Source organism: Dysgonomonas gadei ATCC BAA-286 (assembly GCF_000213555.1).
GTDB classification, from domain to species: domain Bacteria; phylum Bacteroidota; class Bacteroidia; order Bacteroidales; family Dysgonomonadaceae; genus Dysgonomonas; species Dysgonomonas gadei.
This window is the reverse complement of record NZ_GL891981.1, coordinates 404,344-420,207: the sequence shown is the minus strand read 5'-3', so window position 1 is coordinate 420,207 and position 15,864 is coordinate 404,344. Positions and strand designations below refer to the sequence as shown.

Annotated in this window: 9 protein-coding genes; all 9 read left to right on the top strand. The window is 40.8% G+C overall.

Annotated features, from left to right (window positions below; translation table 11 throughout):
* The first annotated feature begins 4 nt into the window (after nt 1-4).
* The 9 genes from HMPREF9455_RS08275 (at nt 5) to HMPREF9455_RS08235 (ending at nt 15,784) form a co-directional block, all read left to right on the top strand.
* Complete coding sequence (locus HMPREF9455_RS08275) at nt 5-1,672, top strand: glycoside hydrolase family 43 protein (RefSeq protein ID WP_221408043.1); 1,668 nt, start codon at nt 5-7, stop codon at nt 1,670-1,672.
* A 145-nt stretch (nt 1,673-1,817) separates the two neighbouring features.
* On the top strand, nt 1,818-3,791 hold the full coding sequence (locus HMPREF9455_RS08270; protein WP_006799194.1) for an alpha/beta hydrolase-fold protein: 1,974 nt from the start codon (nt 1,818-1,820) through the stop codon (nt 3,789-3,791).
* A gap of 76 nt (nt 3,792-3,867) precedes the next feature.
* Nucleotides 3,868-4,974, top strand: coding sequence for an alpha/beta hydrolase-fold protein (locus HMPREF9455_RS08265; protein ID WP_006799193.1), 1,107 nt, complete (start codon nt 3,868-3,870; stop codon nt 4,972-4,974).
* 97 nt (nt 4,975-5,071) lie between these two features.
* Nucleotides 5,072-5,989 (top strand): alpha/beta hydrolase, encoded by a 918-nt coding sequence (locus HMPREF9455_RS08260; RefSeq protein ID WP_006799192.1) that lies wholly within the window; start codon nt 5,072-5,074, stop codon nt 5,987-5,989.
* Between the two features lie 139 nt (nt 5,990-6,128).
* Entirely contained in the window at nt 6,129-7,406 is a 1,278-nt protein-coding gene (locus HMPREF9455_RS08255) for a family 8 glycosyl hydrolase (protein ID WP_006799191.1), read from the top strand.
* A 166-nt stretch (nt 7,407-7,572) separates the two neighbouring features.
* Nucleotides 7,573-9,501: a glycoside hydrolase family 97 protein gene (locus tag HMPREF9455_RS08250; RefSeq protein ID WP_006799190.1), complete on the top strand. Its 1,929-nt coding sequence runs from the start codon at nt 7,573-7,575 to the stop codon at nt 9,499-9,501.
* A gap of 80 nt (nt 9,502-9,581) precedes the next feature.
* Nucleotides 9,582-12,725, top strand: coding sequence for a glycoside hydrolase family 2 TIM barrel-domain containing protein (locus HMPREF9455_RS08245; protein ID WP_006799189.1), 3,144 nt, complete (start codon nt 9,582-9,584; stop codon nt 12,723-12,725).
* Between the two features lie 18 nt (nt 12,726-12,743).
* A complete protein-coding gene (locus HMPREF9455_RS08240; protein ID WP_006799188.1) occupies nt 12,744-14,129 on the top strand; it encodes a glycoside hydrolase family 43 protein in 1,386 nt (461 codons plus the stop codon).
* Between the two features lie 71 nt (nt 14,130-14,200).
* Complete coding sequence (locus HMPREF9455_RS08235) at nt 14,201-15,784, top strand: glycoside hydrolase family 43 protein (protein ID WP_006799187.1); 1,584 nt, start codon at nt 14,201-14,203, stop codon at nt 15,782-15,784.
* Nucleotides 15,785-15,864 lie beyond the last annotated feature (80 nt).

The following is a 15,864-nucleotide window of genomic DNA, read 5'->3' as shown; positions in this document are numbered from 1 at the left end:
AGCCATGCACGCTGTCGGTGAAAGAGGTGAAGTTACATCAACACCCCCTCCTGTATTTACAAATTTTGTATATCAAGGAGATGATAAAGTCTATAATGAAAATCTGTTGAAACCGGATGAATTTTATAATCCTATCCTTCAAGGTTGTTATCCTGACCCTAGTATTACACGTAAAGGAGATGATTATTATTTAGTTTGCTCATCTTTCGCCATGGTACCGGGAGTTCCGATTTTCCATTCCAAGGATTTGGTTAATTGGACTCAGATAGGACATGTTCTCAACCGGACTTCCCAATTGAAGGTAGAGACAGCAGGTATAAGCATGGGTATATATGCGCCTGCTATCAAATATAATAAGTATAATGATACCTTTTATATGATTACTACCCAATTTGCCGGAGGATTTGGAAATATAGTAGTAAAGACGAAAGATCCTCATAAAGGGTGGGGAGATCCTATCAAACTAAAATTCGATGGCATAGACCCATCTCTATTTTTTGATGATAACGGTAAGGCCTATGTTGTGCATAACGATGCACCGAATAGAGGTGAAGAATTATATAATGGACATCGTGTAATCAAAATTTGGGAGTATGACCTGGAAAATGATCAAATAATTCAAGGTAGCGATCAAATAGTAGTCAATGGCGGAGTCGATATCACAAAAAAACCGATATGGATAGAAGCTCCTCATATTTATAAGAAAGATGGTAAATATTATCTGATGTGTGCGGAAGGAGGAACAGGAGGCTGGCACAGCGAAGTTATTTTCATAAGCGACTCACCTAAAGGACCATACATTCCAGCTCCGAGCAATCCTATATTGACCCAAAGATATTTTCCACAGAATAGGGCAGATAAAGTAGATTGGGCAGGTCATGCCGATTTAGTAGAAGGCCCGGACGGTAAATATTATGGGCTGTTTCTAGCTATTCGTCCAAATGAAAAGAATAGGGTAAATACAGGCCGTGAGACATTTATATTGCCTGTAGATTGGAGTGGTACATTCCCTGTTTTTGAAAATGGGCTTATACCAATGGAGCCTAAATTGAAAATGCCGCAAGGAGTAAGTAATCAAACCGGAAAGAATGGTTTTTTCCCGAATGGAAATTTCACTTTCACCGATAATTTTTCATCAGAAAAATTAGACGATAGATGGATCGGCGTAAGAAGCTGGCGGGAAGACTTTACTAAAATAACAAAGAAAGGGCTACAAATAAATCCTTTTTCGGTAAATATTAAAGAAGTAAAACCAATATCCACCTTATTTTACAGGCAACAACATAAAAATTTCACAGCTACAGTCACCTTGGATTATCTTCCTAAATCAGAAAACGATTTAGCAGGTATTACGTGTTACCAAAGCGAATCATTTAATTATGTATATGGCCTCACAAAAAAGGGAAATGACTATTATTTGGTCTTGGAAAAAACACAAAAAGGTAAATCTACAATCATAGCCAGCGAAAAAATAGATATACGCAAGCCTGTCAGCCTGCAAGTATCAGCTCAGGAAGACGAATATAGATTTAATTATTCGATGGATAACACCAACTTTAATAATCTGGGAGGAACTGTATCCGGCGATATTCTTTCTACGAATGTTGCCGGAGGCTTTACCGGGGCTTTAATAGGACTATATGCAACTTCCGGTAATGATATCAGGTTGTAAAACTGTTTTATGTAATGTGTGATCTGGAAATATTTATATTATTAAGTTTGTAAAACTAAGCCTCTTATTACACTAACAAATAATACTTTAAGTAAATACCTTGCGAATAGCTTCAAATGCTGGTTCGTACTAAATATAAACTCTAATGAAAAATATATTGTTACTATGTTTATTAATTTGGGGATTCAGTATTTCTACGAACAGCCAGAATTTTCTGAGTACCCCTGAAGGTTACAATATACCCCGTACAGGGATAGCTCACGGGAAGATAGATACGATAACATATCCTTCAGCCACCGTCGGTACTGATCGCAGAGCTTTGATTTATACTCCTCCGGGATATTCGCGAAACAAAAAATACCCAACGCTCTATTTGTTGCATGGTATCGGCGGTGACGAAAAGGAATGGCTTAACCAAGGTAATCCCCAAGTGATACTTGACAATCTGTACGCTGATAAAAAAATAGCACCCATGATCGTAATTTTACCTAATGGGCGGGCAATGAAGGATGACCGAGCCATAGGCAATATTATGGAAGCTTCAAAGGTACAGGCTTTTGCCACCTTCGAGAAAGATTTACTCGGAGACTTAATACCTTATGTAGAAAAGAAATTTTCGGTACTGAAAAACAGAGAAAATCGTGCCTTGGCGGGACTTTCGATGGGAGGCGGACAGACTTTGAATTTTGGATTAGGCAATTTGGATAAATTTGCTTGGGTTGGAGGTTTCTCATCCGCACCCAATACTAAGGAACCCCAGATGCTCTTACCCGATCCAGAGAAAGCAAAGACTAGTCTGAAATTACTTTGGATTTCGTGTGGAGACAAAGATGGTTTACTTAATATTAGCAAACGTACTCATGAATATCTGGCTCACAATCAAATCCCTCACATTTATCAGGTAATCCCTGATGGTTATCATGATTTCAAGATATGGAAACAAAATTTGTACATGTTTTCCCAATTACTATTTAAACCTGTAACAACTGAATTAATAGATTTGTATAGTAATATTCCGAATGAACATCCGGTGGCTGTCCCGGCTTCCACAAATGTTCCGGGAGCACAATATCCTCAGATCTTACCTGATAATAAAATCCTTTTCCGTATTAAGGCTCCTGATGCGCAAAAAGTACAGGTTGATCTCGGTAGGAAATACGACATGGTAAAGGAAGAAGAAGGATCATGGGCAATCACTACCGATCCTATCGCAGAAGGGTTCCACTATTATTCTATTCTGATAAACGGAGTAGCGGTCTGTGATCCCGGAAGCCAGACTTTCTATGGCATGAGCCGTATGGCAAGCGGCATCGAAATTCCTGAAAAAGAAGTAGATTATTATAATATCAAAGACATACCTCATGGACAAATACGTCAGGTACGTTATTATTCTAATATAACCAAAGCATGGCGCCGGGCTTTCGTTTACACTCCTGCCGGATACGACACCAACATCTCGGAACGTTATCCTGTGATGTACCTGCAACATGGAGGAGGTGAAGACGAAACAGGCTGGTGGAATCAGGGAAAGATGGATGCGATCTTGGATAATCTGATTGCCGAAGGACAAGCTAAGCCAATGATTGTAGTGATGGACAATGGCTATGCGATTGATCCGGATAACAACAAGAGACAATCCGGACAGGGTCTAAGAGGTTTGTTTCAGAATAAAACGCTGGAGAATGTCTTCATTCAAGAAATTATCCCAATGATCGATAAAGAATTCCGAACTATTTCAGACCGCGATCATCGCGCTATGGCCGGACTTTCGATGGGAGGCTTCCAATCGTTCCAGATAGCAATGTCTAACATTGACAAATTTGCTTATGTTGGCGGGTTCAGTGGTGGAGGATTAATACAACAAGACTCTGTAGAATTTTCTAAAATGTATGATGGCGTATGGGCTGATGTGAATGCTTTCAATCAAAAGATGAAAGTGGTTTATTTAAGCATCGGGACAGACGAACCGACTAATATGTATCAAACGGTCAATAGTTTCCACAAAGAGATGGAAAAAACGGGAATAAAACATGTATACTATGAATCTCCCGGCACTTCTCACGAATGGCTTACATGGCGACGATCATTGTATCAGTTTGCTGGATTGATCTTCAAATAATTAAAATGTAAATTCGATTAAAAGATCCGGAAATAGGAACTTAAAAATAACCGCTTATTAAAATCATCAAATAACCATGAATAAAAAGATCACAACCGTTTTGTTGACAACGTTGTTTGTCATAGGTTCTGTTTCAGCACAAAACATTAAAGAAGATTTCATGCCCTCAGTACTCAATCAACCGGGGCAGTTGTACCCTCAAGTAAACTCGCAAGGTTATGCCCGCTTCAAAATCGTAGCACCTGATGCCCAAAATGTATCCGTTAGCCTCGGCTTAGGCGGACGAGGGGGTACTGTTCTGAAAAAAGCAGAAGACGGAACATGGATGGGAACCACAGAAGGGCCAATGGATGAAGGTTTTCACTATTATCATCTGACAGTGGACGGAGGTATGTTCAATGACCCCGGCGCATGTAATTTTTTTGGATCGAACCGTTGGGAAAGCGGAATCGAAATACCTGCTTCCGACAAAGATTTTTATAAACTAAAAGATGTATCTCATGGGCTTGTGAGCCAGGTGTATTTCCCGTCAAAAAGCACCAATACCTTGCGTCGGGCTTTTGTATATACTCCTCCCAAATACGGAGAAGATCCAAATATGAGTTATCCGGTTCTATATCTTCAGCATGGCTGGGGCGAGGATGAAACGGCATGGACGAATCAGGGTTTCGCCCATCTTATCATGGATAACCTGATAGCTGAAGGAAAAGCAAAACCTTTTATTATCGTAATGACCTATGGCATGACTAACGATACCAAATTTGGGCGAATTGGAGATTTCAAAATCGAGCACTTCCAAACTGTTTTGATCGATGAGCTTATCCCTTATATCGATGCTAATTTCAGAACTTTAGCGAATCAGCCTAACCGGGCAATGGCCGGTCTTTCGATGGGTGGAATGGAAACAAGGATGATCACACTGGCCCGTCCGGATATTTTTTCGCATTACGGCCTTCTCAGTGGCGGTACTTATGCCCCATCCGACATCAAAGACAAATCGGCGCTGAAACTTGTCTTTATGAGTTGCGGAAGCCGTGAGAATCCGGATAAAGTGACGCAAGCCGCAGAAGAACTAAGGTCTGCCGGTATCAATGCAGTTTCTTTTGTTTCCAATAATACGGCTCATGAGTTTCTGACATGGCGCAGAAGCCTGCGCGAACTTGCACCTCTATTGTTTAGATAGTGAGTAGAAGAAATCAAACTGAATATATAGAAAGCTTTGAATCTGAAAATAAAGTCGAGTGATCTTATTATAATAATTCTTTGAAAAATTCAATTGGATGAAAAATTATATATTAATAGTCCTTTTTTTTCTATCCTTAAACTGTTTCGGACAGGAATATTCACAAAGCTGGAAAGATGTGAGTTACGCAGGGGACTCAGCCATTTACCACCGCCTGGATATTTATCTGCCAAAGGTAGAAAGGAACAACTATCCAGTCGTAATTTATATTTACGGGAGCGCATGGTTTTCCAATAATGGGAAGGGAGCGGATATGAATACTATTGGCAAAGCATTACTTGATGCCGGCTTTGCTGTTGTTACACCAAATCACCGTTCGAGCCTTGATGCCAAATTCCCGGCTCCAGTAAACGACATAAAAGCAGCCATCCGTTTCATACGTGCTAATGCTTCTGTATATAGGCTTGACACCACCTTTGTGGGAATTTCGGGTAGCTCGTCAGGGGGTAATATGGCGGCAATTGCCGGCACGTCGCGCTTTGCGAAGCAATGTACTCTCGGCAATGCAACTGTTGACATGGAAGGCAATATCGGCCCGTACACCCAATTTAGCAGTTGTGTCGATGCTGTAGTCGATTGGTTTGGTCCTACCAATATGCTGGTAATGGATTCTTGTGGAGGCACTGATTTTATCCATAATGCCCCTAACTCGCCCGCATCGGCTTATATCGGAGGCCCGATACAGGAAAACAAGGATAAATGCTTGTTGGCAAGTCCTACCACATATATTGATTCCTCTGACCCACCTTTTTTGATTTTCCATGGTGACAAAGACCGGGTAGTACCTCATTGTCAGAGCGAACTACTATTCGAAGCACTCCAGAAGGCCGGAGTACCGAGCCGTTTTTATCTGGTATCCGGCGGTCAGCACGGCCCGGGAGTGCATGTACCCGAAAATTTGAAATTAATGACTGATTTTTTTGTCAGCTGTAAGGAAAGAAAATACTTAAAATAAATTTACAACATGAGAATATAAGAGTCATCGTATGTAAAGGATATCTATCGGAGGATAACCAGGATTTGACCTGAAGAAAGATTTAAACTGAATTTCCAAAAGCCGTTAATACAAAATTATAATCTGAAAAAATATAGACATGATACAGAAAACCTTTTTTTTAATTCTGATCTTATATATAATAACCACGGGATTAGAAGCCCAGAACGAGAAAAAAAACAAAAAAACAGATACGTCTGAAGCATTATTTCCCGCCGGGAAATACCGTAACGTTTTTCAGGAGGCAGGATATTCTCAGTCAGAGGTAGATATGAAAGTGGAAAAAGCCTATAAAGATCTTTTCGAAGGTGAAAACCGGATTTACTTCGAAGTAGGTGATTCGATGGCCTATGTTTCTGATTTGAAAAACCATGATGTCCGTACCGAAGGGCTTTCATATGGTATGATGGTAGCTGTACAACTCGATAAGAAGGATGTATTTGACCGCATATGGCGGTGGTCGAAGAAATACCTTCAGCACCAGAGCGGACCACGCGAAGGATATTTTGCATGGAGTTTCGATCCTGCAAAAATGAAGCAAAATTCACCGGGCTCGGCTTCTGACGGCGAATTGTACTATATTACGAGTCTGTTGTTCGCATCCAATCGCTGGGGTGACAACAAAGACATTAATTACTATGCTGAAGCACGTAGAATCTTAGATGCCATGTGGTCTAAAGATGGTACAGGAAATATCTACAATTTGTTTAATGTCGAACATAAGCAGATTATTTTCGTTCCGGAAGGAGACGCTTACAATTGGACTGACCCGTCATACCATTTGCCCGCATTTATGGAAGTGTGGGCAATGTATGGCAAAGACGGGCATGAGCAGTTTTATCGTGATTGTGCCGACACCTCACGGGTATTCTTCCGTCGGGCCTGCCATCCCGATACAGGCCTGAATGCCGACTACACTGAATTCAGCGGTGCTCCTCACTCTACCCGCTGGATGCCTGCTGCATTTCGTTACGATTCGTGGCGCGTGCCTATGAACATAGCTATGGATTACAACTGGTTTGAAAAAGATAAGCAATGGCAGGAAGATTATGCTAAACGAATACAAACATTCTTTAAGTCGAAGGGAATAGACACATTTGAAGACCAATTTAATCTGGACGGTTCCAAACCCGATTTTATTTTGAAAGCTGGCCATGATTACCAGCGTTTGAGACATTCTATCGGGTTGGTGGCAAGTGTTGCCTCAACGAATCTCATCTACAAGGATTTTGATTATATCCATAAATTATGGAATGCTAAATTAGAGCCTTATGATGACGGTTATTTTGATCCGTATTATGATGGATTACTATATCTATTCAGCCTGATGCATTTGAGTGGAAAGTATCAGATAATAACTCCCGCAAACCAGAAATAAGAAGAGTTTGTATCCGTATAAACCCTATTGAGTTTCTTTGCCGGACTTTAAAGCTATATTATTGGAAGTTTACTATAACCCCAACTATTGTTTCGGGAGATATTCTCTCTACAAATATTGCTGGAAGATCAGCAAATTATATTCAACTGTAAAATAGACCGTAACTATGAATAAAACATTTATTGTCTTGCTATTATTATCAATAGTATTGTCGCTTTCAGCCCAGAAAACAACAGTTGTCTCACCGAACCGGAAAATAATTGTCGAACTTTTTAATACCCAAGGCTCGGAGAAGGGTGAATGGTTTTTGAAAGTGAAGATATCCGATAAAGGTAAAACATCAGAAATAATACCTCAAATTACTTTGGGTCTCGATCGCAGTGATCAGAATTTTTCAAAAGAACTGAAATTTTTGAAAGCGGGAAAAACATTGCTAATTAATGAAGAATATACAGCCATACATGGAAAACGGTCTCAATGTTCTAATTCCGCCAACGAAGTGGTAGTTACCTTTGAAAATCCTACTAAAGCAAGAATGAACCTCATTTTGAGAGCTTACAACGATGGTGTGGCTTTTCGTTATGAGCTTCCAGAAAAGTCAGGGTCATTTGTAATGAAAGATGAACTCACTGCTTATTCAATTCCAGATAGCACCAAACGATGGCTGCAAAAATTTAATCCTGCAAACGAGGGTCTATATACTGTTATGAAGGATGGAGAAGTGCAGCAGGATTGGGCTTATCCGGCACTCTTCAATACTCCTGAAAAAGATTATTGGTATTTAATACATGAAGCCGATCTGGATAGGAATTATTGCGGAACAAAACTCTCCAATATCTCTGATAAAACAACATATAAACTCACATTCCCCGATCAATGGAACGGACGCGGGAAAGGCGAATCTCTACCGACTATCTCTTTACCATGGGAATCACCGTGGCGTGTAATTATAGCCGGAAGCCTTGCGGACATTGTAGAATCGACTTTAGTTGATGATGTTTGTCCCCCATCAGTAATATCTCGAACCGATTGGATTAAACCGGGGGTAGCATCTTGGAATTATTGGTCGGACAACCATGGGACACGCAGCTACAAAACTGTTTGTGCATTTGCCGATTTGGCTGCCGAAATGGGTTGGCCTTATACCTTGCTTGATTGGGAATGGGATTCCATGGGAGATGGAGGAAAGCTGGAAGACGCACTTACATACATTCATTCAAAAGGGATTAAACCTCTGATATGGTATAATTCCGGAGGTGATCACACATGGGTTGAATCAACTCCTAAAAACAGAATGCTTACACACGAAAATAGGGTTGAAGAATTTACAAAACTGAAAAAACTAGGAGTAGTGGGTGTAAAAATCGACTTCTTCGAAAGCGAAAAACAGGATATGATCAAGTATTACTTGGATATTCTGGACGATGCAGCCAAATTTGAAATGTTGGTTTATTTTCATGGTTGCTTGGTGCCCCGTGGTTGGGCGCGTACTTACCCCAACCTGATGACGTACGAAGGTGTTCGCGGAGCCGAATGGTACAACAATGGCCCTGAATTCACCTCTACCGCACCGGAGCATAATGCAGTTCTTCCATTTACACGCAATGTAGTCGGTGCTATGGATTATACACCCGTAACCTTTACCAATTCGCAATTTCCACATATCACAACATACGGACATGAACTTGCTTTAAGTGTATTGTTTGAGTCCGGCATCCAGCATTTTGCCGACAGGCCCGAAGGATATTACTCATTACCCGATGCAGTCAGGGTATTTTTGAAAAATGTTCCGAATTCATGGGATAATACTAAATTGCTTGAGGGCTATCCGGGTAAGGACATCATAATTGCCCGACAGAAGGGTAATAAATGGTATATAGGCGGAATAAATGCTGACAATATGCAGGAAAAAACAAGGAAATTGTCGTTCGATTTTTTACCGGAAGGAGTAAAATATAAACTCATTTTGATAACGGACGGTAAGCACGACAAGGAGTTTTATACCCAATATTTAGTTGTGAATAAAACATCATCAGTAGATGTAAAACTGCTCAGGAGAGGTGGTTTTGCAGCTTGCCTGAGTCCGGTAAATTAAGGCTGGCCAATTTAATTTACAGACATTTATCCACTGATATATAAGCAACTATAAAAAATATAACAAATAATTTTCTGTTTATGAAAAAGAGTATTTTATTATCATTGTTTTTATTGTCTCTTTTTGTTGCTCGGATTAGTGCTCAGTCTTCAAACGGAGCGCTAATCCCTCCAGAAATAGAAGATCCGGAGTGCCTTGGTATCAATAAAGAACCTTACCATGCCACTTTGATGCCTTACGCCACCTTGCAGGAGGCTTTGACGGCCAAACGCCATGCGTCGTCATTATGTAAAAGTCTTAATGGCAACTGGAAGTTTAACTGGGTGCCGGCGCCCGATAAACGCCCGGTGAATTTTTACAAATCCGACTTTGATGTTTCGGATTGGAAAGAAATCCCGGTTCCTTCAAATTGGGAAGTGCATGGCTATGGTACACCTTTTTATAGGAATTTGGGCTACACTATAAAAAAAGATTTTCCACGGGTAATGAGTCAGCCCGAGGAATGGTACACGGCTTACAAAGAACGCAACCCGGTGGGTAGTTATCGCCGTGACTTCGTGGTGCCGGAAGAATGGAGGGGACAACGGATATTCATCACTTTTAATGGTGTGGATTGTGCATTTTTTATCTGGGTCAACGGTGAAAAAGTAGGTTTCAGCGTAAACAGCCGCAATGCAGCCGAGTTTGACCTTACAAAGTATGTAAAACCGGGCAAAAACATGATAGCTGTAGAAGTTTATCAATACAGTTCAGGTACATGGCTGGAAGATCAGGACATGTGGCGTTTACACGGTATATTCCGTGATGTTATACTTTGGAGCTCTCCACAGGTACATATCCGCGATTTCTTTGTGAAAACGGATTTGGATACAAACTACAAAGATGCTACTTTAAGTGTGACAGCTAAAATCAAAAATTATAATGATAAAACTGCGAAGCCTCAGATATTCACAGCCACGCTCTACGACAAAGAAGGCAAGGAGATAGCTAAAAACAGCACTGTAGGCACATCGTTGAAAGCTAATCAGGAGGTAGCAATGACTGTAAAAATGCAAATATCGGATCCTGCGAAATGGACTGCCGAAACTCCTGATTTATACACGGTGGTACTGACAAATTCGGAAGGGGAGATTTTGTCTCAAAAAATCGGATTCCGAAAGATAGAAATCAAAGGGCGTGTTTTTACGGTTAATGGTGTACCAATCAAGTTGAAAGGCGTAAACCGCCATGAACATTGGTCGGATGTAGGGCATGCTATTACCGAGGAACAAATGATTCTCGATTTAAAGGCAATTAAACAAGGTAATTGTAATCATGTGCGCACCAGCCATTATTCCAATGATCCCCGTTGGTACGAATTGTGTGATGAATGGGGAATCTGGTTGGTAGCAGAAGCCAATATGGAATATCACGGTTATGACACACGATTTGATGAAGAACCCACCATAAAAGCAGCTATTGTCGACCGTAATGTGGCAAATACTGAAAACTTCAAGAATCATCCTTCGGTGATTATATGGTCTCTTGGTAACGAAGGCGGCGGAATAGGATCCAACCTGAAAACTGCTATGAATGCAGTGAAAACCATTGATTCCACACGTTTTGTCCATTACGAACGCTTTGGAACCGGCAGAAATAATCCTGCCGACCTGGAAGGACGTATGTACGGTACTGCGGCCGATTACGCCGATATGGTCAAAAACTGGGGAATGAATAAACCTCTTTACGTTTGTGAGTTCGTACATGCAATGTTCAACTCTATGGGGTCACTTGACGAATACTCCAAAGTATTTGATGCTTATCCTGAAATACTAGGCGGCGCCATTTGGGAATTTCAGGATCAGGCATTATGGAACAAACGTAATCCTGATCGTCCCATCTTAGCTTATGGCGGTGGTTTTGGCGAAGCTCCTAACGATCATTACTTTATACACAAAGGAGTAGTTTCGTACGATAGGGCAACAGAGGGAAACAAGATGAAACCTCATTTCCCGGAAATGAAAAAGGCTTTTCAATGGATTGACACAGAATTAGTTGACGCTGTGACCGGAAGCATTCATATCAAAAATAAATACCAGTTTATTTCTTTGGATGGTTTTGATGTGTCATGGACTTTGAGCGAAAACGGGAAAGAGATTGATACCGGAAAAATAAGAATACGCCCTACTTGGGGTAAAGGACTCTTTACAGCAAATATCCCGTATAAAATAGAACAACCAAAAGCCGGAGCCGAATATTTCCTGCGTATTTCATATAAACAAAAGGAAAAAACATTCTGGGCGGATAAAGGCTTTGAGGTGGCTTCTGCGCAGTTTAAACTCCCGGTCAATACTCCTCCGGAGATTGAAGCTCAAGTGGCCCAACCGGTGAAACTCGTTCAAAATACGCAATCTGCTATTATTTCGGGTAAAGATTTTTCCGTAAGCTTTGACAAGAAAACGGGTTTTATTTCCCGGTTGACCAAAAATGGCACTGAACTTTTGACGGCCGATGGTGGACCTAAACTGCACTTGTGGCGCGCTTCGCATCGCAACGATGATGATTGGGCATATAGGCAATGGGAAAAATTTGGGGTTACCACACTTAAATATATTTTGGTCGATTTCAAAACAGAAATTATAGATAATACTTCGGTGAAGGTAACTGCAATAACCAAGGCCGATGGAAAAGATGGTTTTGGAGTTTTTCATTCCGCCACTTATTTAGTTCGGGGAGATGGCTCTGTAAAGGTGGATAACCACATTCAATTTGTGGGTTTTCGTATCAATCTGGCCCGAATAGGAGTGCGTATGTTACTTGATAAAAAGCTGGACCGTATGGCCTTTTTCGGATGTGGCCCGTTCGAGAACTACTCGGACCGCAAAAGCGCTGCTGATATAGGATTATACGAAATCGGTGTAAACGAACAATATGAATATGAAAAGCCAATGGAACGAGGTAACCATGAAGAAGTACGGTGGGCAGAATTAAAAGGCAAGGATATGCCTTCATTGCTGGTTCAATCGGATAAAAATCTGATGCAGGTGTCGGCAATTCCTCATACCGATGAGCAAATGTATCCGGTTGAATATAAAATTGATTTACCTGCCAGCACAGCAACAGTGCTGACTATTTCTACTAAAACATTGGGTGTGGGATCGAATAGCTGTGGTCCTCAACCGCTTGAAAAGTTTAAGGTATATGCTGATAATACGTCTTTTAGCTATACAATCAAATTATTTTAATTTAAATATAATACATATATGAAAAGATTATTTTTAATATATAGCATACTGATAGCTTCATTTTCAATAAGTTTAGCCGACAATCCTGTGATTCAAACGCATTTCTCACCTGATCCGGCTCCAATGGTTTACAACGGAACGGTGTATATGTACACAGGCGACGATATTCCCGGAACTGATTTCTACTATATGACCAAATGGCGTGTAATGTCTTCTACCGACATGGTTAACTGGACAGATCATGGGAGCCCTATTTCGCTCGAATCTTTTGAATGGGCACGTGATCGTGCCTGGGCTGCCCAGTGTATCGAGCGCAATGGCAAATTTTATTGGTATATCTGTGCTCAAAGTACCCAGAACGATATGGCAATAGGCGTCGCGGTAGCCGATTCTCCCACCGGGCCTTTCAAGGATGCCATTGGTAAACCATTAATTATGAACGGTAGTTGGTCGAATATCGACCCGACAGTATATATAGATGATGATGGTCAGGCTTATCTCTACTGGGGAAACGGTAGTCTTTATTATGTAAAGTTGAATGAGGATATGATTTCATATTCGGGTGATATAGTTACCGTTCCAATTACCGTGGAATCCTTTGGAGGCATAAGAGGTAATAAAAACGCTGAAACACCCAACAAAGACATGTTTGTAGAAGGTCCCTGGTTATATAAACGGAACAATTTATACTACATGATGTTTGCAGGAATGGGAAAGGGTGGTGAAACACTTTCTTACTCTACAAGCGCAAGTCCTATAGGCCCCTGGAAATATCAAGGGAAAATTATGGAAGACCAGAAACTGAACAGTTTTACCAATCATGGTGGTATTATTGACTACAAAGGCAATTCATATCTTTTCTATCACAGTGGTTTGTTACCCAACGGAGGCAGCTATGGCAGAGCTTCATGTATAGAACAATTCACTTACAATGTCGACGGAACTATTCCTGCTGTAACAGCTACTAAAGAAGGGCCTGAACCGGTAGGTGAAATAAATCCATACAAACGTGTTGAAGCTGAAACGATGGCTTGGTCGCAAAAATGCTCTATAGCTCAACATGCCGATGTTGGCGTATATGTTACCTCTACTCGTATGAACGGTTATATAAAGGTTAGAGAGGTGAACTTCGGAATTAAATCGCCCAAGTCTTTTTCAGCCTCTTTGGCTGCCGGAGTCGACGGCGGCATTTTGGAAGTTCGCCTCGATAGTGTTTCCGGGCCGATTATTTCGTCCGTTCAGTTGCCACGCACGGGTGGATGGGAGATATTTAAAACTTTTACAGTGGAACTAAAACAGGAAGTAACAGGGAAACACGATGTCTTTTTTTGCTTTAATGGCCAGAATATTACTGCCGGACGCGAATTGTTTAATTTTGATTATTGGGTTTTTGATGAAAATTAATGTCAATTCGTAGTGCACGATAATATTTACCAATACTCTACGCTTATCAACAATAAAATAAACAAATAGAAATGATTAAGAAGTTTTTCTCCTATTTTATGGTACTGACCACTTCAATATTATTAGTTGAAGCCACAGCACAAAATCAAAAAGGTCATAATCCTATCATATTCGCCGATGTACCCGATATGTCAATGGTTCGTGTAGGCGATTCGTATTATATGTCGAGCACAACTATGCACATGAATCCGGGTGTGCCCATTATGAAGTCGAATGATCTGGTCAATTGGAAAATAGTAAGCTATGCATACGATACCCTCGCCGATGTGGCCGCATTGAATCTCACGAATGGCAAAAGTACTTATGGCAGAGGTTCATGGGCCAGTACTATCAGGTATCATAAAGGCCTGTTCTATGTCACAACCTTTGCCCAAACAACAAATAAAACATATATCTATACTACAAAAGATATAGAAAAAGGCCCTTGGAAAGCGGTATCTTTCAGCCCGTCTTACCACGATTGCAATTTATTCTTTGATGATGATGGACGAAATTACCTGATCTACGGAAATCACAAACTTAATATCGTAGAGTTGAATGATGAGCTTACAGGCATCAAAGAAGGAACCGACCATACTCTGATAGAAAATGCCACGGCTCCTTCTGGGCAACCGGGATTAGGTGCAGAAGGGTCGCAACTCTTCAAAGTGAATGGTAAATATTATCTTTTCAACATTACCTGGCCTAGAGGAGAAGGTGCTATGCGGACAGTCGTAATCCATCGCGCCGATAAGATTGACGGTCCTTATGAAGGCCGTGTAGGACTGAAAGATCTGGGAGTGGCTCAAGGCGGGCTTATAGATATGCCGGATGGCACATGGTATTCATACCTTTTCCGCGATTATGGCTCAGTCGGACGTATCCCGTACCTGGTTCCTGTCAGATGGGAAGATGGCTGGCCTATACTCGGCATCAATGGCAAAGTCCCGGAAACACTTGACTTGCCTGCCAATAAAAGTTTGATTCCGGGTATAGTCAACAACGACGAGTTTACCCGTAAAAAGGGTGAGATTGCTTTACCTTTAGTATGGCAGTGGAATCACAATCCTGATAATAACTTATGGTCAGTAACAGAGCGTCCGGGATATTTACGTCTCAAAACCAACCGTATCGACTCGCTATTCCTCCATTCACGCAATACTCTTACCCAACGCACTTTTGGCCCTGTATGTTCAGGTACGACATTGCTGGATGTGTCGCATTTAAAGGACGGAGATTTTGCGGGATTGTGTGCATTGCAAAGAAAGTTTGGCTTGGTAGGAGTAAAGAAAGAAGGTAATGACAAATATATTTATATGGTTAGTAACAAAACGGATAAACCTACCGAGTTACAGAGCATCCCTGTCTTTCAGAACAATATTTATCTAAAAATAGAATGTGATTTCAGGGATAAAATTGACATAGCATATTTCTTTTACAGCCTCGATGGAAAAACGTGGAATAACATTGGACAACCGCTTAAAATGGAATATACGTTAATGGAACATTTTATGGGCTACCGTTTCGGATTATACAATTATTCGTCGAAAATAGCTGGCGGATATGCTGATTTTGATTACTTCCATATCAGTGATAAGATATCTGAAAGTAAGTAAAGATGTATGAATTGATATGTAATACTTCGCGTATTTTGAATTAATACGGCCTATTACTCATTAAAAATTATAGTTCCCAA

What these genes read in the sequence shown, in the direction of transcription:
- HMPREF9455_RS08235 (WP_006799187.1), top strand. Translation starts at nt 14,201, where the DNA reads ATGATTAAGAAGTTTTTCTCCTATTTTATGGTACTGACCACTTCAATA.
- HMPREF9455_RS08255 (WP_006799191.1), top strand. Translation starts at nt 6,129, where the DNA reads ATGATACAGAAAACCTTTTTTTTAATTCTGATCTTATATATAATAACC.
- HMPREF9455_RS08250 (WP_006799190.1), top strand. Translation starts at nt 7,573, where the DNA reads ATGAATAAAACATTTATTGTCTTGCTATTATTATCAATAGTATTGTCG.
- HMPREF9455_RS08260 (WP_006799192.1), top strand. Translation starts at nt 5,072, where the DNA reads ATGAAAAATTATATATTAATAGTCCTTTTTTTTCTATCCTTAAACTGT.
- HMPREF9455_RS08240 (WP_006799188.1), top strand. Translation starts at nt 12,744, where the DNA reads ATGAAAAGATTATTTTTAATATATAGCATACTGATAGCTTCATTTTCA.
- HMPREF9455_RS08275 (WP_221408043.1), top strand. Translation starts at nt 5, where the DNA reads ATGCACGCTGTCGGTGAAAGAGGTGAAGTTACATCAACACCCCCTCCT.
- HMPREF9455_RS08265 (WP_006799193.1), top strand. Translation starts at nt 3,868, where the DNA reads ATGAATAAAAAGATCACAACCGTTTTGTTGACAACGTTGTTTGTCATA.
- HMPREF9455_RS08245 (WP_006799189.1), top strand. Translation starts at nt 9,582, where the DNA reads ATGAAAAAGAGTATTTTATTATCATTGTTTTTATTGTCTCTTTTTGTT.
- HMPREF9455_RS08270 (WP_006799194.1), top strand. Translation starts at nt 1,818, where the DNA reads ATGAAAAATATATTGTTACTATGTTTATTAATTTGGGGATTCAGTATT.